19 protein-coding genes are annotated in these 19,872 nt (G+C 66.1%); 16 read left to right on the top strand and 3 right to left on the bottom strand.

The window, feature by feature from the left end; genetic code table 11:
* The first annotated feature begins 128 nt into the window (after nt 1–128).
* The 10 genes from alr (at nt 129) to FQU96_RS27800 (ending at nt 9,976) form a co-directional block, all read left to right on the top strand.
* The gene (gene alr, locus FQU96_RS27845; protein ID WP_146544635.1) at nt 129–1,256 is read left to right on the top strand and encodes an alanine racemase; all 1,128 of its coding nucleotides are present in this window, start codon (nt 129–131) and stop codon (nt 1,254–1,256) included.
* Nucleotides 1,253–2,032 (top strand): ABC transporter permease, encoded by a 780-nt coding sequence (locus FQU96_RS27840; protein WP_255468595.1) that lies wholly within the window; start codon nt 1,253–1,255, stop codon nt 2,030–2,032. Before alr ends, FQU96_RS27840 begins: the two co-directional genes overlap by 4 nt.
* Before the next feature lie 3 nt (nt 2,033–2,035).
* Nucleotides 2,036–2,809: an ABC transporter ATP-binding protein gene (locus FQU96_RS27835; protein ID WP_146544634.1), complete on the top strand. Its 774-nt coding sequence runs from the start codon at nt 2,036–2,038 to the stop codon at nt 2,807–2,809.
* The gene (locus FQU96_RS27830) at nt 2,806–3,414 is read left to right on the top strand and encodes an STM3941 family protein (protein WP_146544633.1); all 609 of its coding nucleotides are present in this window, start codon (nt 2,806–2,808) and stop codon (nt 3,412–3,414) included. The genes FQU96_RS27835 and FQU96_RS27830 overlap by 4 nt, the downstream gene beginning before the upstream one ends.
* A gap of 4 nt (nt 3,415–3,418) precedes the next feature.
* Complete coding sequence (radA, locus tag FQU96_RS27825) at nt 3,419–4,894, top strand: DNA repair protein RadA (protein WP_146544632.1); 1,476 nt, start codon at nt 3,419–3,421, stop codon at nt 4,892–4,894.
* Nucleotides 4,895–4,900: 6 nt separating this feature from the next.
* Nucleotides 4,901–5,521 (top strand): CvpA family protein, encoded by a 621-nt coding sequence (locus FQU96_RS27820; RefSeq protein ID WP_146544631.1) that lies wholly within the window; start codon nt 4,901–4,903, stop codon nt 5,519–5,521.
* Between the two features lie 125 nt (nt 5,522–5,646).
* Nucleotides 5,647–7,110, top strand: coding sequence for an amidophosphoribosyltransferase (gene purF, locus FQU96_RS27815; RefSeq protein ID WP_146544630.1), 1,464 nt, complete (start codon nt 5,647–5,649; stop codon nt 7,108–7,110).
* A 2-nt stretch (nt 7,111–7,112) separates the two neighbouring features.
* Entirely contained in the window at nt 7,113–7,877 is a 765-nt protein-coding gene (locus tag FQU96_RS27810; protein WP_146544629.1) for an SDR family NAD(P)-dependent oxidoreductase, read from the top strand.
* Between the two features lie 171 nt (nt 7,878–8,048).
* Complete coding sequence (locus FQU96_RS27805; protein ID WP_178130741.1) at nt 8,049–9,062, top strand: SIS domain-containing protein; 1,014 nt, start codon at nt 8,049–8,051, stop codon at nt 9,060–9,062.
* A complete protein-coding gene (locus FQU96_RS27800; RefSeq protein ID WP_178130740.1) occupies nt 9,059–9,976 on the top strand; it encodes an ROK family protein in 918 nt (305 codons plus the stop codon). The genes FQU96_RS27805 and FQU96_RS27800 overlap by 4 nt, the downstream gene beginning before the upstream one ends.
* Here FQU96_RS27800 and der read toward each other — a convergent pair.
* The 3 genes from der to FQU96_RS27785 form a co-directional block, all read right to left on the bottom strand.
* On the bottom strand, nt 9,960–11,384 hold the full coding sequence (gene der, locus FQU96_RS27795) for a ribosome biogenesis GTPase Der (protein WP_146544626.1): 1,425 nt from the start codon (nt 11,382–11,384) through the stop codon (nt 9,960–9,962). The two genes, FQU96_RS27800 and der, sit on opposite strands and share 17 nt — an antisense overlap.
* A gap of 110 nt (nt 11,385–11,494) precedes the next feature.
* Nucleotides 11,495–12,829: a PQQ-binding-like beta-propeller repeat protein gene (locus FQU96_RS27790; RefSeq protein WP_146544625.1), complete on the bottom strand. Its 1,335-nt coding sequence runs from the start codon at nt 12,827–12,829 to the stop codon at nt 11,495–11,497.
* A 24-nt stretch (nt 12,830–12,853) separates the two neighbouring features.
* Nucleotides 12,854–13,510, bottom strand: a complete 657-nt coding sequence (locus FQU96_RS27785) for a tetratricopeptide repeat protein (RefSeq protein ID WP_146544624.1) — start codon at nt 13,508–13,510, stop codon at nt 12,854–12,856.
* 168 nt (nt 13,511–13,678) lie between these two features.
* On the opposite strand from FQU96_RS27785, the gene FQU96_RS27780 reads away from it, so the two are divergent.
* The 6 genes from FQU96_RS27780 (at nt 13,679) to FQU96_RS42285 (ending at nt 19,815) form a co-directional block, all read left to right on the top strand.
* Nucleotides 13,679–14,011: a DUF2794 domain-containing protein gene (locus tag FQU96_RS27780; protein ID WP_146544623.1), complete on the top strand. Its 333-nt coding sequence runs from the start codon at nt 13,679–13,681 to the stop codon at nt 14,009–14,011.
* An 80-nt stretch (nt 14,012–14,091) separates the two neighbouring features.
* On the top strand, nt 14,092–14,751 hold the full coding sequence (locus FQU96_RS27775) for a TetR/AcrR family transcriptional regulator (RefSeq protein WP_146544622.1): 660 nt from the start codon (nt 14,092–14,094) through the stop codon (nt 14,749–14,751).
* The gene (locus tag FQU96_RS27770) at nt 14,748–15,869 is read left to right on the top strand and encodes an efflux RND transporter periplasmic adaptor subunit (RefSeq protein ID WP_146544621.1); all 1,122 of its coding nucleotides are present in this window, start codon (nt 14,748–14,750) and stop codon (nt 15,867–15,869) included. The genes FQU96_RS27775 and FQU96_RS27770 overlap by 4 nt, the downstream gene beginning before the upstream one ends.
* Nucleotides 15,870–16,014: 145 nt before the next feature.
* Nucleotides 16,015–19,134 carry an efflux RND transporter permease subunit gene (locus FQU96_RS27765; protein ID WP_146544620.1) on the top strand — a complete coding sequence of 1,040 codons (3,120 nt, stop codon included), beginning with the start codon at nt 16,015–16,017 and terminating at the stop codon, nt 19,132–19,134.
* A 199-nt stretch (nt 19,135–19,333) separates the two neighbouring features.
* Nucleotides 19,334–19,501 carry a 50S ribosomal protein L33 gene (gene rpmG / locus FQU96_RS27760; RefSeq protein ID WP_146544619.1) on the top strand — a complete coding sequence of 56 codons (168 nt, stop codon included), beginning with the start codon at nt 19,334–19,336 and terminating at the stop codon, nt 19,499–19,501.
* Nucleotides 19,502–19,653: 152 nt separating this feature from the next.
* Entirely contained in the window at nt 19,654–19,815 is a 162-nt protein-coding gene (locus FQU96_RS42285; protein ID WP_178130739.1) for a hypothetical protein, read from the top strand.
* Nucleotides 19,816–19,872: the final 57 nt, after the last annotated feature.

The following is a 19,872-nucleotide window of genomic DNA, read 5'->3' as shown; positions in this document are numbered from 1 at the left end:
CCGGGCGCCGTCTTTCAACCACCCAGGCCAAACCGTCGACTTTACCCACAAAAGTCACATGGCCACGCGTATACCTTCGCGCCACATCGTGTTGATGTACCACATCTTTTGCCCCATACACGGTGTCGATGTTGCCCTCCCCTCAAGCCCATCTCGCGGACGCTGTTCTCACCGTCGATCTCGACGCCGTTGCTGCCAATTGGCGGTACCTGCGCGATCTCGGCCGTGCCGCGGGACGCCCCGTCGACTGCGCTGCGGTGCTCAAGGCGGACGCCTACGGCCTGGGTGCTGCGCCGGTTGCCCAGCGCTTGTTCGCTGAAGGCTGCCGCCACTTCTTCGTTGCCCATGCCGATGAGGGTGTTGCGGTGCGTGCCGTCGTGCCCGACGCTTGGATCTGCGTCCTTAACGGCTTGCCGACAGGCGCCGATGCCGACTACGTCGAACTGGGGCTGGTGCCGGCGCTGAACGATCTGGGCCAGGTTTCGACCTGGCGTTCGGCAGCGCAGCGATATGTCCAGCCGCTGGACGCCGTGGTGCATCTCGACACGGGGATGAACCGGCTGGGTCTGACGGTCGATGAGGCAGCGCTGCTGGCCAACGACCGCATGCGCCTGCGCGGCCTGCGCCTGGCCCTGCTGATGAGCCATCTGGTGTCGGCCGAAAAGCCCGCCGATCCCATCAACCGGGAGCAGCTTGACCGGTTCCGGACTTTCGTCTCACGCATGCCGGGCGCACCGGCGTCGGTGGCCAACTCGTCGGGCATCTTCCTGGGCGGCGACTTCCATTTCGACCTGATGCGGCCCGGCGCCGCACTCTACGGCATCAATCCGACCCCAGGCGCCACCAACCCGATGCGCCAGGTTGCCTCCTTGCGCGCCCGCATCCTGCAAGTCCGGCAAATTGATGCCATGACGGGGGTTGGCTATAACCACGACTGGCGCTCGGCGCGGCCCAGCCGCATCGCGGTGATCGCGGTAGGCTATGCCGACGGCTATCTGCGTGCGCTGGGCAACCGCGGCGAGGTCATGATCGACAATCATTTGGCAAGAGTCGTCGGCCGCGTGTCCATGGACCTCATCACCGTCGATGTCACCGACCTGCCCGAGACCGTCGTACGACCCGGCGCGTTCGCCGAGTTGATCGGCGCGCACCAGACGCCGGACCAGGTCGCCGAAAAGGCCCACACCAACGGCTACGAAATCCTGACGTCGCTCGGCGCGCGCTATCACCGCGCCTATATCGGTGCCGCATCGTGACGTTGGCGCCATTGACGCTGCTGGGCCGCATGACGCTGGCGTTCATGACGCTGGTGGGTTCGGTCACGATCTTCGCGGCACAGGCCATCGCCCAAGGGTTGCGTCCACCCTACTACCGCCAGCAGATCGTCCGGCAGATGCTGGAGATCGGCTACTACTCCCTGCCCGTGGTCGGCCTGACCGCGATCTTCACCGGCATGGTGCTGGCGCTGCAGAGCTATACCGGCTTCGCGCGCTTCTCGGCCGAAAGCGCCATTCCACAGGTCGTCGTCGTTTCCCTCACCCGCGAGCTGGGCCCGGTGCTGGCCGCCCTCATGGTTGCCGGCCGGGTCGGCGCCGCCATGGCAGCCGAGATCGGCACCATGCGCGTTACCGAGCAGATCGACGCGCTCACCACCCTGTCCACCGATCCGTTTCGCTACCTGGTGGCGCCGCGCCTGATCGCCGCTGTCGTGAGTTTGCCGATCCTGGTCCTGGTCGCCGATCTGATCGGCGTGCTGGGGGGTTACCTGGTGGCGGTCTATAAGCTGGAGTTCAACGACCTCACCTATCTGAAGAACACCATCGACTACCTGCAGTTCGAGGACGTGTTCTCCGGCGTGGTGAAGGCGGCCGTGTTCGGCTTCCTGATCGCGCTGATGGGCTGCTACCAGGGTTACCACTCCAAGGGCGGCGCCCAGGGCGTCGGTGCCGCCACCACGGCGGCGGTCGTGTCCGCCTCGATCCTGATCCTGACCTTCAACTATTTCCTGACCGAAGCCTTCTTCGCGCGCTGAGACATGGACGCTCCCAAGATCAGCCTCAAAGGCGTGCGCAAGTCGTTCGGGCCCAAGACGGTGCTGGCCGGCATCGATGTCGACGTCGGTAGCGGCCAGTCGCTGGTCGTCATCGGCGGATCCGGCTCAGGCAAGTCGGTGCTGCTGAAGTGTATCCTCGGCCTGCTGCGGCCAGAGGCCGGCTCGATCCGGATCGATGGCGAGGAAACGGTCGGCATCAACGGCACCGAGCGCGCCCGCGTCATGAAGAAATTCGGCATGCTGTTCCAGGGTGGCGCGCTCTTCGATTCGCTGCGGGTCTGGCAGAACGTTGCCTTTGGTCCGATCCAGGCCGACGGTGTACCGCCGGCCAAGGCCAAGGAGATCGCGCTCACCAAGCTGGGCGCCGTCGGCCTTCCGCCCGAGGTGGGGGAACTCTACCCCGCCGAGCTCTCAGGCGGCATGCAGAAGCGCGTGTCGCTGGCGCGGGCGATCGCGCGCGAGCCCGAGATCATCTTCTTCGACGAGCCGACCACCGGGCTCGATCCGATCATGGCCGACGTGATCAACGAGCTGATCGTGAAGTGCGTGCGCGAGTTGGGCGCCACCGCCATTTCGATCACGCATGACATGGCCAGCGCCCGCAAGATCGGCGACCGCATCGCCATGATCTATGAAGGCAAGCTGATCTGGCAGGGATCCACCGCCGAGGTCGATCGTTCTGATAACGCCCACGTCGATCAGTTCATCCATGGTCGCGCCGAGGGCCCGATCAAGATGCAGGTCAAGAAGCTGTGAAATCGCCGTGGGGCAGCGACGGAGAAACATGGCGTGACGATCGCAAGTCAGCCGCCGTTCCGCTGCCGATCGTCGTTGCATTCCGCAGGTCCAGGGTTGTCACCTTCGGTGTCGTGATCGTGTTCGCTCTCGCCATGGTCGCGCTCGGCGTCTTTCTTTGGATCCAGGCTGCGCAGCAGACACGGTTCAACCCTGTCATCGGACGGATCGGCGCTGCTGTTCTGATCGGACTTTTCGCTCCCCTGGGCATCGCCCTTGGCGTGCAGGTGCTGAAACGCGCACCGGCACTGATTATCGACGCCGAGGGAATCGTGGACAACACCACGCTGGTGTCGGCCGGACGGGTACCCTGGCTTGATATCCAGCGGGTGCGCGCGACCGTCGTCGGTGAAGAGCGTTTTCTCACCCTGGACGTTGCCGATCCTGCGAAGTATGTGCGGCAGGGAAATATGCTGAGGCGCTGTTTCAACGCCCTGAACCTGCGCATCTATGGCAGTCCGGTGCATATCTCGGCCAATGCCCTGGCGATCAGCTTCGACGGTCTGGCTGCCATCATCAACCGCCTTCACGCACAGCACCAGGCAACGCGCGCAGGAGGAGCATAGGATCATGGCCCGCGCCACGCGCTCCTTCGTCTGCCAATCCTGCGGCGCGGTCTACGCCAAGTGGGCGGGCAAGTGCGAGGCGTGCGACGGCTGGAATTGCATCGTCGAGGAGACCGCGGGCACGGCGGCCGCCGGCGCGCCACCAGGCCGCCTGGGCAGCGGCAAGGGTCGGCGCATCGAGTTCGCGGCACTCTCCGGCACCTCCGAGCAGCCACCGCGGCTGGTCACGTCCATCAGCGAATTCGACCGCGTGTGCGGTAGCGGCCTGGTGCCCGGCTCGGCGCTGCTGATCGGCGGCGATCCCGGCATCGGCAAGTCGACCCTGTTGCTGCAGGTGGCGGCGGCGCTGGCCAGGAGCGGCATTGGCTGCGCCTACATCTCCGGCGAAGAGGCATTGGACCAGGTGCGGCTGCGCGCCAAGCGGCTGGGCCTGGAGCAGACCGACGTTCAACTCGCCGCGGCAACCTCGATCCGCGACATCGTGGCCACGCTGGAAGCCCGTGACGGGCCGGCGGTCGCCGTCATCGACTCCATCCAGACGATGTGGCTGGACACGGTCGACAGCGTACCGGGCACAGTGACCCAGGTACGCGCCAGCGCCCAGGCCTTGATCGAGTTGGCCAAGCGGCGCGGCGTCACCGTGCTGCTGGTCGGCCACGTCACCAAGGAAGGCACCATCGCCGGACCGCGGGTGCTGGAGCACATGGTCGACACGGTGCTCTATTTCGAAGGCGAGCGCGGGCACCAGTTCCGGATCCTGCGCGCGGTCAAGAACCGCTTCGGCCCGACCGACGAGATCGGCGTGTTCGAGATGTCCGACCGTGGGCTCACCGATGTGGCCAACCCTTCGGCCCTGTTCCTGGCCGAGCGGCGCGGCGCGGTCTCCGGCGCCTGCGTCTTCGCCGGCGTCGAGGGCACGCGGCCGGTGCTGGTCGAAATCCAGGCCCTGGTCGCGCCCTCGTCCTTCGCCACACCGCGGCATGCCGTGGTCGGCTGGGATTCAGGGCGGCTGGCGATGGTCATCGCCGTGCTGGAGGCGCGTTGCGGTGTCACCATCGGTCCGAACGACGTCTACCTGAATGTCGCGGGCGGACTGCGCATTGCCGAGCCTGCCGCAGACCTGGCGGTCGCCGCGGCGCTGATCTCGTCGCTGGCCGACACGCCGGTGCCATCAGACATGGTGGTGTTCGGCGAGATCGGCTTGGGTGGCGAAGTGCGCGCTGTCGGCCAGCGCGAGGCGCGACTGAAGGAAGCAGCCAAGCTCGGCTTTCGCACCGCGCTGTCACCCACCATCATCGCCGCCGCTGGTCAACCGGCAGCGCGGCCAGTGGGCGGCATCAACGTTGACGAAATTGGCCATCTGTCCGACCTTGTAGCCCGGTTGCGGCCGCCGGGGCGTGCGCTCGGGCGAACGCCTGACGCGGACGAGCGGCGTCGGCCCTATGCCCCAGCCGGACGCCGGCAGGGCTCTTACGATTGAGGGATCATGGAATCGCTCGGCCTCACTCCGCTCGACTTCGTCGCACTGGCCGTTCTGGTCTTCACGGCCATGATGGGCCTATCCAGCGGACTGGTACATTCACTGCTATTCATTGCCGCCTGGGTCGGCGCCGGCATCACTGCCTGGCACCTGCGGCCGGCACTGCAACCCGAACTCGAGAAATTCGTGTCCTCGGAGCAGGTCGCCTACTTCGCGACCCTGCTGGGCATTTTCATCATCGCGCTGATGCTGTTCAGCATCCTGGCGAGCGCCTTTGGCAAGATGGTGCAGTCCAGTCCCCTGCGCATCCCCGACAAGATCCTGGGACTCGGGTTCGGCGCTGTCTGCGGCGCTCTGCTCCTGTCGACCGCCTTCCTGCTCTACACCTACATTGCCAAGCCCGCCGACCCGCCGCCGCCGATCATCAGCAACGCCCGGACCTATCCGATGGTGAAGGCCGGGGCCGACTGGATCGAACCGTTCCTGCCGGAGAGCTTCAAGACGCGCGCCCGCGCCGCCGGGCGGTCGGCCTCGCCGCCGTCTGATCCCGCCACCGGCGGCGCGCCGCCAGCCCCCAGCGCACCGGCAACGCCGCCACCAGCGGCCCCGTCGGCGCCCAAACAGTAGCGGACCGTCTTTTCCCAAGGAAAGGACAGTATGTGCGACGCTAAATCTGGTGGCGAATTGATTTGAGAGGAGTATAAGGGCCCCGCTTCCGGCAGGACCGGTGGCGCGGTGTGAGGCGGAGCAAGATGGTGACGCCGTTTCCCGGCACGAACCCCCTCGACGACGACCACCTGCACGAAGAGTGCGCACTTTTCGGCATCTACGGCACCAGCGACGCCGCCGCTCATACGGCGCTCGGCCTGCACGCCCTGCAGCACCGGGGCCAGGAGGCCTCGGGCATCGTCTCGTTCGACGGCACAGCTTTCCACAGCCACCGCGACATGGGGCTGGTCGGTGACATCTTTGGCGACGCCAACGTCATCCAGAAGCTGAAGGGTCACGCCGCCGTCGGCCACAATCGTTACGCCACCACCGGCGACACCGTGCTGCGCAACGTGCAGCCGATCTACGCCGACTTCGAGTTCGGCGGCCTCGCCGTGGCGCACAACGGCAACATCACCAATGCGCATATCCTGCGCCGCGACCTGGTCAAGCGCGGTTGCCTGTTCCAGTCGACCATGGACACCGAGGTCATCAACCATCTGATCGCGCGTTCAACCTACCACACGGTCGTCGACCGGGTGATCGATGCGCTGCAGCAGGTGAAGGGCGCCTACTCGCTGGTCATGCTCACGGCCGACGGGTTGATGGGCGTGCGCGACCCCTACGGCGTGCGGCCGCTGGTCCTGGGCCGTTTCGAGAATGCCTGGATCCTGGCGTCCGAAACCGTAGCGCTGGATATCCTTGGCGCGACCTTCGTCCGCGAGATCGAACCGGGCGAGCTGGTGCTGGTGGGCGAGCACGGCCTGAAATCGATCAAACCGTTCAACAAGGCGCCGCGCCGGCTTTGCATCTTCGAGCACATCTATTTCGCCCGTCCTGACTCGATCATGGACGGGCTTGGCATCTATGAGGTGCGCAAGCGCATCGGCATGGAGCTGGCCAAGGAAAGCAACGTGCCGGCCGATGTGATCGTGCCGGTGCCCGATTCCGGCGTGCCGGCCGCGATGGGCTATGCCCAGCAGTCCGGCGTGCCGTTCGAACTCGGCATCATCCGCAACCATTACGTCGGACGCACCTTCATCGAGCCGGCCGACCATATCCGCCATCTGGGCGTGAAGCTGAAGCACAACGCCAACCGCGCAACCCTGCAGGGCAAGCGCGTGATCCTGGTCGACGACTCGATCGTGCGCGGCACGACGTCGGTGAAGATCGTCGCCATGGTGCGCGCCGCCGGCGCGCGCGAGGTGCATATGCGCATCGCCGCGCCGCCCACCACGCATTCCTGCTACTACGGCGTCGATACGCCCGAGCGCGACAAGCTGCTGGCGGCACGCATGGACGTGGCCAGCATGGCGCGGTTCATCGGCGTCGATTCGCTGGCCTTCGTGACCATGGACGGGCTCTATCGCGCCGTCGGCGAGCCCAAGCGCGATCCCTTCAGCCCCAAATTCTGCGACGCCTGCTTCACGGGCGACTATCCGATCTCGCTCGACGACCTGGACGACCCCGAGCAACGCCAACTGTCGCTGTTGCGCGAATCGGCCTGACCATGACTGCTGTCCCTCCGCCAGCGGGCGCGGGCCGGCTGGCCGGTAAACTCGCGCTGGTCACCGGCGCCTCGCGCGGCATCGGTGCCGCCGTGGCGCGCCGCTTCGCCGCCGAAGGGGCGCACGTCATTGCCGTCGCGCGCACCATCGGCGCACTCGAAGAACTCGACGACGCGATCAAGGCCGGCGGCGGCAGCGCGACCCTGGTACCGTTCGACCTCACCGAGTTCGATGCCATCGACCGCATGGGCCACGCGCTCTTCGAGCGTTTCGGCAAGCTGGACGTGCTGGTCGGCAACGCCGCCCTGCTCGGGACCCTGTCGCCCGTCGGCCATATCGAACCCAAGGTTTTCGAGCGTGTGCTGGCCGTCAACGTCACGGCCAACTGGCGCCTCATTCGCTCGCTTGACCCGCTCCTGCGCCGATCCGACGCCGGCCGCGCCATTTTCGTGACGTCGGGCATTACCCGCCATGCGGCACCCTATTGGGGCGTCTATGCCGCCACCAAGGCTGCGCTTGAAACCCTCGTGCGCATCTACGCCGCCGAGGTGGTACACACGCCGGTCAAGGCCAACCTGATCAATCCCGGCCCGACCCGCACCCGCATGCGGGCCGATGCCTTCCCCGGCGAAAACCCGGAAACGCTGCCGACGCCGGACGCCATTGCCGCCGCATTCGTGCCGCTGGCCGAAGCGTCCTGCACGCTGCACGGCGAGTGGATCGCGGCTGACGAATGGCTGAAAAGCCAGGGCGCTACCAGACAGTGAAAATCAGGCGACGATCGATCGCCACGCACAACACACTGCTGTTGCGCTGCGCGCAGCCCGAGTCTGACTTGTGCGGGCGCGAAACGACTGGCGCGAGGCGTACCCTTTGCCGCTATCCAGCGCTTCTACAAGAGCGGCATGGTCGAAGGCGGCATCAAAAGGTTGATCGACATGCCCATCCCCACCTTCATCCGTGAGCAACCCTCAGTCCTTGACCGCTGCATCGCTTCGACACGCACCTTCACCGCAACATGGTCGCCCGGCCCGTTCGACAGCATCGCCCTGGTCGGCTCCGGTTCGTCATTCAACGCCCTCCAGGTAGCACGGCCGCGCTTCGCTGCTGCGCGGCGTGGACCGGTCTGCGTGCAGGAGCCGGAGGACTTCGTCGCCGAACTGGGGGATGCCACGGCCCGCCCCCTGGTCGTCGTGCTCTCGCAAAGCGGCGCCAGCATGACGTCCATTGCCGCGGCAAAAGCGGCCGTCGAGGCCGGTTTCGCAACGCTGGCCATCACCGCAACACCGGACGCACCGCTGGCACGCAGTGGCGCCCAGGTCCTGATCATGCCGGTGGGTGACGAACCGGTCGGCCCGAAGACCAAGGGGTTTCTCGGTTCGATGGTCATGTTGTTCCTGCTCGCCGAGGCGCTCGGTGCGCCGGCATCGGCTGCGATCACCGGCGAGATGCTGGCACGGCTGATCGAGCCTGCCCGTGAGGCCGCCGCGACACTCGTCCCAACGTTGGAAGCTGTCGATCAGATCGTGGTCGCCGGTCGGCGGTCCCATTATGGACTGGCGCTCGAGGCCTCGCTCAAGATCAGCGAGATGGCCGGCCTCCCCACGGCGGCCTTCCCGACCGAGGAACTGCTGCACGGACGCCTGCATGGCCTCACGAGCCGCAGCCTGGCATTCATCATCGCCGAGGGCGATGGCGAACAGGCCGAGGCGGAACGTGCCGCCACCGTCATGGCAACGCACGGGTGCAGGCTGCTGGTGGTCGATTCCGCCGGCTCGCACTGGCCCAAGGACCTGGCTCTGCCGGTCGCCCCCTGGAGCGCGCTCGGCCTGATTCTGCCTTTCCAATGGCTGGCCGTGCTTCTGGCACAGGCGCGTGGTCTGCGCCCCGAAGCGATGCGGTATGGCAGCCTGTCGGCCGCGTTGGCGATCAAGACGGACAACCGGCCATGAGCAATCCCGCGGTCGGGATCGACGTGGGTGGCACCACGATCAAGCTGGGGCTCATCACGCGCGATGGACGCGTTTGCGCGCGTCACCGCGTCCCCTATGCCGCCTCGCGTACCTTCGACGAGATTGCCGATAGTCTGGCCAACGCGGTGCGAACGATGGAGGCACAGGCCGGCATGAAGGCGGCAAGCCTGGGCATTGCCGCCCCCGGCCACGCCCAGCCCGGCGACGGCGTCATGGTCGACGGCACGCGCAACGTGCCGCTGCTGAAAGACAGATCGCTTGCCATGGCCGTGAGCGAACGCCTGGCGTTACCGTTCTTGACCTTGAACGACGGCAGTGCCGCGACGCTCGGCGAACAACACTACGGCGCCGGCCGGGGCCTGTCGCGCTTCGCGCTGATTACGCTGGGCACCGGGGTGGGCGGTGGCATTGTCATTGACGGCCGGCTGGTTACCGGCGGCGACGGCATCCCACCAGAGCTTGGCGCGATCGTCCTCGACGATCAGCGTAGCTCGCGTCGTACGCTTGAAGACTTTGCGTCCGCCAGCGGTTTCGTCGCCGCCTATGAAACCGCGGGCGGCACATCCGGCTGTCTCGCGGCTGAGATCTTCCAGCGCGCCACGGCCGGTGATGCCTGCGCCAGCGCGGCGATCGACGCCGTCTGTCGTCGCATCGCCCACGGCCTGGGCATTCTGATCAACGCTCTGAACCTGCAGGCCTGCCTGGTCGGTGGCGGCATCGCCCAGGCCGGCGCACCGCTCGTTGACGCTATCGTCCGCCACCTTCCCGACTTCACGTGGCATTTCCTGCTCGCCCGGGCACGCGTCGCCCTGGCCGAGACCGGCGATGACGCCGGTATCCTGGGCGCGGCGAGATCGGCGCTCGATCAACCCGCGGTTAGTCTTCCGCGCTGACGTACGGGTTCTTCGGCTTGCGCATCACGATGCGGATCGGCACGCCGGGCATGTCGAAGTCGTCGCGCAGGCCGTTCACCAGATAGCGCGTATAGCTTTCAGGCAGGGCCGCCGGCTTGCTGACGAACAGCGCAAAGGTCGGCGGCCGCGACTTGATCTGGGAGCCATAGCGGATACGAATGCGTCGTGCATCGACCAGGGGCGGCGGGTTGCGTTCGACCATCGCCGTCAGCCAGCGATTGAAAGCCGCGGTCGGAATGCGGCGATTCCACAGGGCATAAATCTTCATCACCGCCGGCATCAGCTTGTCGACACCACGGCCGGAGTGCGCCGACAGACCGACGATCGGCACGCCCTTGACCTGCGCCAAGGATACCTGCAGGCGATCACGCAGCCGTCGCCACGCCGCCGCCTGTGCCTTGGCATCGCCACGTGCCAGTTCGTCGATCTTGTTGACGGCGATGACCAGGGCACGGCCCTCCTCCACCACCATGCGCGCGATGGCGAGATCCTGCTTTTCCAGCATCGGGCCGGCGTCGATGGCTAACACCACAACATCGGCGAAACGTACGGCTTCGAGCGTATCGCGCGCCGACAGCACCTCGAGGCGCTCCGATACGTTGGCACGCCGCCGCAGACCGGCGGTGTCGATCAATCGAATCCGTTGCTCCTCGAATCGCCAGTCGACGGCGATCGCATCGCGCGTGATGCCGGCTTCCGGACCGGTCAGCACACGGTCCTCACCCAGCAGCCGGTTCAGCAGGGTGGACTTGCCGACATTGGGGCGACCGACGATGGCAAGCTGCAGTGGTCGGTCAGGTGGTCCGTCCGGACCGCCTTCCCAATCGGTCTCCTCGCCGTCCACAGGATCGTCGTGCCCGATATCGTCACCGACCGCGTCGTCCGACACCGTCTCCGGCGCGATCAACGGCACCAGGGCATCGCGCAGATCGGACAATCCCAGGCCGTGCTCGCCCGACAGCGGCACCGGCTCGCCCAGCCCCAGGCCATAGGCTTCGGCGACGCCCGAGATACCGTCGCGACCTTCGCATTTGTTGGCCACCATGATGGTCTTGCGCGCGTGCGCCCGCAGCCAACGGGCGAAGTTCTGGTCCATCGGCGTGACACCGGCCCGGGCATCGATCAGGAACAGCACGGCGTCGGCATCCTTGACGGCCTGCTCCGTCTGGCGCCGCATGCGCGCCTCGAGCGCCTCGCCCTTGGCCTCCTCCCAGCCCGCGGTGTCGATCACCGTGAATTCGAGGTCGGCCAGCCGGCCGGCGCCCTCGCGACGGTCGCGCGTCGTGCCCGGATCGTCGGCAACGATTGCCGAGCGCCGACCGATCAGCCGATTGAACAGGGTCGATTTGCCGACGTTGGGCCGGCCGACCAGGGCAAGCTTGCGCATGTGTCGTCTCGAGAGGACCTCATGTTTCGGACCGCACGCGGCCACGCGCGCCCATGACCCGGCGCTAGGCGCCGGTGCGCGCGTGGACGCGCGCGGTCCGAAACAACATTCTACCGCAGCGCGACCAGACGTCCGGTGTCGGTGAGTACATAGGCGGTCCGGTCGGCGATGACCGGCGCGATCATGATCGGCGAACGCAGGTCCAGCTTGCCCAAGGGCCGGCCGTCATACGGCGACACCGACAGCAGCTCGCCCGTCGAGCCGCCGATCAGCAGCCGATCACCGGCCAGCACAGGTCCGGCCCACACGATCGGCTCACGCTTCTTCTTGTCTTTGAACGCGGTCAGCGGCGTCACCCAGTGGACTTTGCCGTCATTGCGGTTGAGGCAGATGATCTCGGCGCTGCCGCTGATGACATAGACCTGCGATCCCGCGACCCAGGGCGTCTGGGCGCCCGCGATCGACTTTTCCCACAGCCGCGCGCCGGTGCGCAGATCGATGGCCGCGATCTGTCCGGCACTGCCGATGGCAATCGCACGGTCACGATCGATCACCGGCCGGCCGCGAATGTCGACCATCGCCGCCACGGGACCACCCGGGCCGCGACGCTGGCCGATCAGCGACTCGTTCCAGACCTGCTTGCCGTTGTCGAGGCGCAGTGCCACCAGTTCGCCGGAACTGAACGGCGCCACCACGATATCGCCCGACGCCGCCGGGCTGGTGCCCGCCATGAACGCCGCCGTCTCCGACAGCGACGGATAATCCCACTGCTCGGAGCCGTCGGCCGCCGCCAGCGCATGCAAGCGCCCGTCGATGCTGATGGCCAGCACGCGGTCCTGAAACACCGTCGGCGCGCCACGCACTGGCGCCGACACCGGAGCGCGCCAGACTTCGTCGCCCGTGTTCGGGTCGAGCGAGAAGACGAACGCGAACCCGGTGGTGACGAACAAGCGACCCGAGTAGTAGGCCAGTCCGCCGCCGAATTCGTCGTTGTCGCGGGCCTTGTCGTTCTTGAGCGCCTTGCGCCACATCAGCTTGCCGGTGGCGGCTTCGAAGGCCGACACCGTACCCTCGGCATCCTTCACGAACACACGCCCGTCGGCGATGATCGGCGGGGTCAGAAGTTGGCGGTCGGAGTTCGAGCCGGCGCCGATGTCGGCTGTCCAGGCGATCTGCGGATTTTCGCCGAGCTCCAGATGCTGCATGGCGAAGTTGGCGAAGCCGCCCGACTGCGGCCAGGAGTCGTTGACCACAGGGCGCGGCAGGCTGACGTCGCCACTACCCGCTTCTGCCGTGACCTCGGTTTGCGGCGCCAGGACGCTGGTCCGGTCGCCGGGCAGCGGCGGGCCCTTGGAGCTGCCGAAAATATCGCAGCCGCCGAGCGCCAAGGCACCGACAGCGAGCAGCGGCACGGCAGCCAAACGAAGACTTGCTGATTGTTTCATGGCCTACCTGTTACGCGATATCGATCAATTCTTCTTGCTGCTGCCGTCGCCGCCCAGGATGGCGGCCATTTCACGAGCCCGCTCGCGCAGTCCCGGCGGTGTCGTCGTGTCGTCACGCAACTCGGCCCACAGCGTCCGCGCCGCCGCCGTATCGTTACGCTTCATCGCCACCACCGCCATCATCTCCAGGGCCGATGGCCGCCACGGCTGTCCCTGTACGGCCAGCGGCTGCAGCTTCGCCTGGAGTTCGTCGGGGCTGGCGGTGTCGAACGCCTGCATGACGCCCATCAGGACCGACAGGTCCTTCAGATCCGACGCGTTTGCTGACGGCGACGCCGCCGCATAGGCCGCCGCCGCCGCGGCATGGTCGCCGGCCTCGGCCTTGAGCTGAGCGATCTTGAGCCGGGCCAGCGACGCATAGGGCTCGACACCCGTGGTCAGCTTTTCCAGGGCCGTGATGGCAGCCGTCCGGTCCTTGGCCGCACCGTCGACAGCTCCGGTGAAGACGATGCTGGCCTTGCTGCGCTCGCTGGTTTGATACCAGTTCCAGCCGTTCCAGCCGGCAACCGCCAGGATCAGCACCACGGCGGCGCCGATCACCATATTGCCGTAGCGCTGCCACCACTCCTTCGCCCGGTCCTGGCGTAGAGCTTCATCGACTTCCTGGAAAATATCGGCCACGCGCCCTATCCGGTGGTTAAGAGGGGATTTTTTCTTGCGCGGCGTTTCTATCCCGGCAAGCGCGTTTTGGCAAATTCACACGGTGTGCTGGACGGCTTTACCGCCCCTGTGGATTCTGCAACAATTTCAACAAAATTGGTGTCAGTTACGGTAATCGGCGACGGCTCGATGACGGTGTATCAGTTGACCGAGGCGCGGGCGCGCCGGAAGGTGGTCACCTTCGACCGCCGCGAGTTGATGGACCTTCTCAATCTCTACAGCCGCCGCGTCGCGTCAGGCGAATGGCGCGACTACGCCATCGACTTCCGGCCCGGCATGGCCCTTTTCTCGATCTTTCGCCACAGCTGCGAACAGCCGCTGTTCGCCATCGCCAAGGTCGCCGGGCAGCCGCGGCACGATCGCTACCAGGTGTTTACCGGCCCGCGCCGGCTGGCACAGGGCGAAACCCTGGCCGATGCACTGAAGGTCTTCGAGCGTAAGCCACGCCTGCTGAAGCCGTAGGAATCCTTCCCTGAAGTCTGGCTCGCGTAACGTTCGGGCAACGCTTGCGCTCTAGTAACGCGCGTATTATATGAGCGTCCATGAGTACTGACCAGTCAGTCATTATCCCAGCCGAGGCTGGGGCGGGGCTGGCTGGCCGCAGTCGGCGCCCCGAGGACCGCGAGCGCGACATCGTGCACGCGGCCCTGCGTCTTTTCGTCGAACGCGGCTTTGCGGCCACGAAGCTCGATGATGTCGCGCGCGCCGCCGGGGTCAGCAAGGGGCTGCCCTATCTCTACTTCCGCAGCAAGGAAGAGCTGTTCAAGGCCGTCATCGGCGAGGCCATCCTGGGGCCGTTCCATTCCGGCGAAGATCTGGTCGCGACCTTCGAGGGCACCACCGAGGCTCTGCTGCGCGAGATCGTCGCCCGCACCCGGGCCTTCACGGACACCCCGGCCGGCGGAGTCGTCAAGCTGATCGTGGCCGAAGCGGGGAATTTCCCCGATGTCGCCCGCTACTTCATCGAAGAGGTCGATCGCCACGGCCTCCAGGTGTTCATCGACGTTCTGAAGCGCGGTATCGCCCGCCGGGAGATCCGGCCGCTGGATGACATCGACAGCGCCGCCGTGATACTGCGCATGCCGCTGGGCATGTATTCGATCTGGAAATGGTCGCTGGCAGCGCACACGGAGCCAGCACCGGCAGCCGACCCATTCTTCGAGACGTACATCGACATCTTTCTTAAAGGTCTAAGACCATGAGGTTTCGTCGTCTGCTGATTGCCGGCGTCGCCCTGGTCATCGCCGTTGGCGGCGTCGGTCTCCTGGTCGGCGCCCAGCGTCAGCCGGCAGCCCTTACACCGAACGCACCGACGCCGGCCGAACGGCCGCTCGAACTGCTCGACATCGAGGTCCACACGATCGCCCCGCGCACGCTCAAGGAGAAAGTGCGTTTCACGGGCTCGACGCAGCCGGTCGACCAGACGGTCGTGAAGTCCCGGGTCGCGGCGCGCCTGGCCGAGGTGCTGGTGCGTGAGGGTGACCGGGTTGCGCAAGGCCAGGTTCTGGCCCGCTTCGAGATCACCGAGTTGCAGGCACGCCTCAATGAAAAGATGTCCAACCTGGAGGCGGCCCGCGCCGAATCGCGATGGGCGGAAAAGGATCACTCCGACAAGGCGTTGCTCTACGAACAACGCGCCGGGTCCCGCGCGGCATTCGAGCAGGCGCGTTCCGTCGCCGAGGCCAAGAAATCGATGGTGGCGGTGGCCGAAGCGCAAGTCGCCGTGGCGAACGAAAACCTGAGCAATGCCGTCGTGGTGGCCCCGTTCGCCGGCATCATCGGCGAGCGCTTTGCCAACCAAGGCGAGTCGATCGCGGTCGACGGCAAACTGTTGAGCTTGCTCGATACCCGTCGTGTCGAGGTCGCCGCCCAGGTCCCGGCGGCGGACGTCGTGCCCTTGCGCGTCGGCCAGCCGGCCCTCGTCGTGGTCGAGGGATTCGGTGAACGCCTGTTTGCGGCCAAGGTCACACGCATCAGCCCGACCACGCAGCCGGGCTCGCGCTCCGTGCCGGTCTTCGTCGAGATCGGCGATCACGATGACGCGCTGCGCGGCGGGCTGTTCGGTACCGGCGAAGTCACTGTGGCCGAAGCGCGCGGCGTGATTGCGATCCCGGCCGGCGGCATTCGCCGCGACGACGAGGGCGACCATGTGCTGGCAATCCGCGATGGGCGCCTGGTACGCGTGCCGATCACACAAGGCCGTCGCTGGGCTCGCGGCGACTTCATCGAGATCAGCGGCATCGGTGCCGACGAGCGCATCATTGTCGCCCCCCTGCCCGGCCTTAAACCTGGGCAGGCTGTGAAGACGGTGTCGCCGTGATGAGGGACTCGCTTCCCTTCCCCGCTGCGCGGGGAAGGTGGCCGAAGGCCGGATGGGGAGCCGACGTGGTCTTTGTTACCAAGGCCACGGGGGATCCCCTCCGCCCCTGCGGGGCACCTCCCCACTTCGTGGGGAGGACAAACCTATGAACCTGACACGCATCGCGGTCGACAATCCGGTGTTCGCCACCATGATGATGGTGGCGTTCATCGTGCTGGGCACGTTTTCCTACCGCCAGCTCGGGATTGAGCAGTATCCCAACGTCGACTTTCCGGTGGTGGTGGTCAGCACGATGTATCCCGGCGCCTCGCCGGAAACCGTGGAGACCGAGATCTCGCGCAAGATCGAGGAGCAGGTCAACTCGATCGCCGGGGTCAAGAACCTCACGTCGCGCTCCTACGAAGGCCAGTCGGTGGTTATCGCCGAGTTCGAGCTGTCCGTACCCTCGGCGCTGGCGCTGCAGGACGTCCGCGAGAAAGTGCAACAGGTACGCGCCACGTTCCGCGACGAGGTCAAGGAACCGCTGGTCCTGCGCTTCAACCCCGATGACATCCCCATCGTCTCGGTCGCCATCCGCTCCGATGTACGCTCCAAGCGCGACCTGACGACGATCGCCGACCGCATCGTGCTGAAGCGGCTGGAAACCGTGCGCGGCGTCGGCAAGGTCACCATCGTCGGCGGCGTAAAGCGCCAGGTCAACATCCACCTCAACCCCGAACGGCTGCAGGCGCTGCGCATCGGCCTCAACGAGGTGCTGAACGCGATTCGCACCGAGAACCAGAACTTCCCGGCCGGCAACGTCACGCGGCACAACGACGACAAGGTGATCGAGATCGATGGCCGGATCGTCGATCCCAAGCGCTTTGCCGATCTGATCGTGGCGCGCCGCGGCAACGCGCCGGTCTATCTCGGCCAGGTCGCCGAGATCGTGGACGGCGAACAGGAGCGTGAGAGCGCCGCGCTGCTGAACGGTGAGCCGGCAATCGCCATCGACGTGGTCAAGTCGCAGGGCACCAACACCATCGAGATCGCCGATGGCATACGGCGCACCGTGGCCGAATTGATGAAGAACGGCCTGCCGTCCGACGTGCGCCTGGATATCGTGGTCGACACCTCGCGCGGCATCCGCAATTCGGTCGACAACGTGCAGCGCACCCTGATCGAGGGTGGCCTGCTGACGGTCGCCATCGTCTTCCTGTTCCTGCATTCGTGGCGCAGCACCATCATCACCGGTTTGGCGCTGCCGGTGTCGGTGCTGGGTGCTTTCATCGTGCTGGCGCTGTTCGGCTTCACGCTGAACATCATGACCTTGATGGCGCTCAGCCTGGTCATCGGCATCCTGATCGACGACGCCATTGTGGTGCGCGAGAACATCACCCGCCACCTGGCGATGGGCAAATCGCATCGCCAGGCGGCATTGGACGGCACCAACGAGATCGGGCTGGCGGTGCTGGCCACCACCTTCACCATTGTTGCCGTGTTCCTGCCCGTCGCCTTCATGGGCGGCATCATCGGCCGGTTCTTCTTCCAGTTCGGCGTCATGGTGTCGGCCGCGGTGCTGATCTCGCTGTTCGTCTCCTTCACCCTCGACCCCATGCTGTCGAGCGTCTGGTACGATCCGCAGGCGCACGGCGCCAACGGCCGCTTTGCGCGGGCGCTGGAAGCGGTCCAGCGTTGGCTCGCCGCCGGTTACCGTCGGCTGCTGGGCTGGGCGCTGAACTGGCGCAAGACAACCCTGGCGGTGGCGTTGGCCGCCTTTGTCGGCAGCTTCGGCCTGATCCCCTTCATCGGGGTGGAGTTCGTACCGGAGGCGGATCTGGGCGAACAGATCATCTCGGTCGAGACGCCGACCGGCTCATCGCTGGAATACACGGCCGCCAAGCTGCGCCAGGTCGAGGCGGCCGTGCGCAGCTTTCCCGAGATTGCCTACACCTACGGCTCGGTAAACACCGGCTACGTGGTCGGCAAGAACCAGGCCAACCTTTACGTACGCTACAAGGACCTGACGCAGCGCAAACGCTCGCCGGCACAATTGGCGCAGCCGATCCGCGACCGGCTCGCCGCGATCCCCGGCATCGTCTACTCGGTGACTGCCGCCAGCGGACCGGGCGGCGCGCAGAAACTGATCCAGCTGTCGCTGCAGGGCCCCGACATGGTCACGCTGGACCGGTTGTCGCGCCAGGTCATGGACATCGTGGCCACGATCCCGGGCACGGTCGACATCGACCGCAACCTGAAGGCCGCGCGGCCGATCGTCAGCGTCAAGGTGAGGCGCGACGTGGCATCCGATCTCGGCGTCAACTCGGCGCTGGTGGCGGAAACCGTGCGCCCGCTGTTTGCCGGTGATGAAACCAGCCTGTGGAAGGCACCCGACGGCGAGAACTACACCGTCATGGTGCGCCTGCCGCTGGCCGATCGGGCCAGCCGCGAGGACCTCGAGCGCATCTGGCTCGCGACCAGCCCGGACGCCAATGGCTCGCCCCGCATGGTGCAGCTGAGCCAGATCGCATCGATCACCACGTCGGTGGGCGCCTCACAGATCAACCGCCGCGACCTGCAGCGCGAAGTGCAGATCACGGCGAACGTCGCCGGCCGCGCCGGCGGCGAGGTCAGCCGCGACCTGCAGTTGGCGATCGCCAAAATAGAGCTGCCGCCGGGCTACCGCTTCGTGTTCTCCGGCTCGACCCGTGACATGCAGGAAAGCGCCGCCTATGCCGGCCAGGCGCTGCTGATGGCCGTGATCCTGATCTACCTGATCCTGGCGTCCCAGTTCGGCAGTTTCCTGCAGCCGATGGCCATCATGCTGTCGCTGCCGCTGTCCCTGATCGGCGTATTCCTGGGGCTGCTCATTGCCGGCACGACGCTGAACCTCTTCAGCGCCATCGGCTTCATCATGTTGATGGGCCTGGTCACCAAGAATGCCATCCTGCTGGTGGACTTCGCCAACCAGGCCCGGGCTCACGGAGCGACGCTCCGTGACGCCCTGCTGGAGGCCGGCACGATCCGGTTGCGGCCGATCCTGATGACCACGCTGGCGATGATCTTCGGCATGATCCCGCTGGCGCTCGGCCTGGGCGAGGGCGGCTCGCAACGCGCGCCGATGGCCCATGCGGTGATCGGCGGCCTGATCAGTTCGACCCTGCTGACCCTGATCGTGGTGCCGGTGTCACTGATCTACATCGACCGGATCGCGGGCTGGGCCAAGCGCCGCTTCAGCCACTCGGCCGACACGCGCGCCGGCGGACATCCGACGCCCGCAGAGTAACGTACCGGCCTCGACAGTGTGATCAGCCACCGCGATGAACCGTGGGCCCGTTTGGCTGGCGTTTGCTGGGCTTCCGCGGGCGCCCGTGGCAATTGGCTGCGCTAGCACCCCGCCACGGCGCTTGACAACCGGTCACGCCTGACTATTTTCGCCCAACTTTGACGGATTTCGCCCCGGCCGGGGCCAGGAACGGACCAACATGGCCAAGCCAACCTCGATCCTCGTGAAGATGGTGTCCACCGCCGACACCGGCTTTTTCTACGTCGCGAAGAAAAATCCGCGCACCAAGACGGAGAAGCTCGAGCTGAAGAAGTACGATCCGCGGGCGCGCAAGCACGTGCTGTTCAAGGAATCGAAGATCAAGTAGCCGCCAGGCTGCAGCCATCAAAAGGCCGCCCGCTCGGGCGGCCTTTTTTGTTTGCCAACACGACCGGCTATTCATTGCGTCATACCGAGCGACGTTCCGCCGCGTGGGTGCATGCGCGGTTGCGGTGTAGAACCAATGCCCTGACGTCTCGCGTGAATGGCATTGCTGTGTCCTTGCACAAGATCACCCATGATCGCGAACCGCGGTCATCGCACGACAGCCGAAAGCCCACCGGATTGATGTTCCACATCGTGGCCGGTGCGATCCTGGTTGTCGTGATGGTGTTCGCCGCGCTCTACGTCATCGCGTTCTAACGCTCGTGCCGCGCGCGACGCGGCATTTGCAGCACAAGTTTTGAACATGGCGCCACA

The sequence above is a fragment of the Reyranella sp. CPCC 100927 genome (genome assembly GCF_007859315.1).
Taxonomy (GTDB): domain Bacteria; phylum Pseudomonadota; class Alphaproteobacteria; order Reyranellales; family Reyranellaceae; genus Vineibacter.
The sequence above is the reverse complement of the archived record's forward strand: the minus strand, read 5'-3'. Positions and strand labels throughout refer to the sequence as shown.

What these genes read in the sequence shown, in the direction of transcription:
- purF (WP_146544630.1), top strand. Translation starts at nt 5,647, where the DNA reads ATGGTGACGCCGTTTCCCGGCACGAACCCCCTCGACGACGACCACCTG.
- FQU96_RS27810 (WP_146544629.1), top strand. Translation starts at nt 7,113, where the DNA reads ATGACTGCTGTCCCTCCGCCAGCGGGCGCGGGCCGGCTGGCCGGTAAA.
- radA (WP_146544632.1), top strand. Translation starts at nt 3,419, where the DNA reads ATGGCCCGCGCCACGCGCTCCTTCGTCTGCCAATCCTGCGGCGCGGTC.
- der (WP_146544626.1), bottom strand. Translation starts at nt 11,384, where the DNA reads ATGCGCAAGCTTGCCCTGGTCGGCCGGCCCAACGTCGGCAAATCGACC.
- FQU96_RS27820 (WP_146544631.1), top strand. Translation starts at nt 4,901, where the DNA reads ATGGAATCGCTCGGCCTCACTCCGCTCGACTTCGTCGCACTGGCCGTT.
- FQU96_RS27835 (WP_146544634.1), top strand. Translation starts at nt 2,036, where the DNA reads ATGGACGCTCCCAAGATCAGCCTCAAAGGCGTGCGCAAGTCGTTCGGG.
- FQU96_RS27805 (WP_178130741.1), top strand. Translation starts at nt 8,049, where the DNA reads ATGCCCATCCCCACCTTCATCCGTGAGCAACCCTCAGTCCTTGACCGC.
- FQU96_RS27775 (WP_146544622.1), top strand. Translation starts at nt 14,092, where the DNA reads ATGAGTACTGACCAGTCAGTCATTATCCCAGCCGAGGCTGGGGCGGGG.
- FQU96_RS27765 (WP_146544620.1), top strand. Translation starts at nt 16,015, where the DNA reads ATGAACCTGACACGCATCGCGGTCGACAATCCGGTGTTCGCCACCATG.
- rpmG (WP_146544619.1), top strand. Translation starts at nt 19,334, where the DNA reads ATGGCCAAGCCAACCTCGATCCTCGTGAAGATGGTGTCCACCGCCGAC.
- alr (WP_146544635.1), top strand. Translation starts at nt 129, where the DNA reads ATGTTGCCCTCCCCTCAAGCCCATCTCGCGGACGCTGTTCTCACCGTC.
- FQU96_RS27770 (WP_146544621.1), top strand. Translation starts at nt 14,748, where the DNA reads ATGAGGTTTCGTCGTCTGCTGATTGCCGGCGTCGCCCTGGTCATCGCC.
- FQU96_RS27780 (WP_146544623.1), top strand. Translation starts at nt 13,679, where the DNA reads ATGACGGTGTATCAGTTGACCGAGGCGCGGGCGCGCCGGAAGGTGGTC.
- FQU96_RS27800 (WP_178130740.1), top strand. Translation starts at nt 9,059, where the DNA reads ATGAGCAATCCCGCGGTCGGGATCGACGTGGGTGGCACCACGATCAAG.
- FQU96_RS27790 (WP_146544625.1), bottom strand. Translation starts at nt 12,829, where the DNA reads ATGAAACAATCAGCAAGTCTTCGTTTGGCTGCCGTGCCGCTGCTCGCT.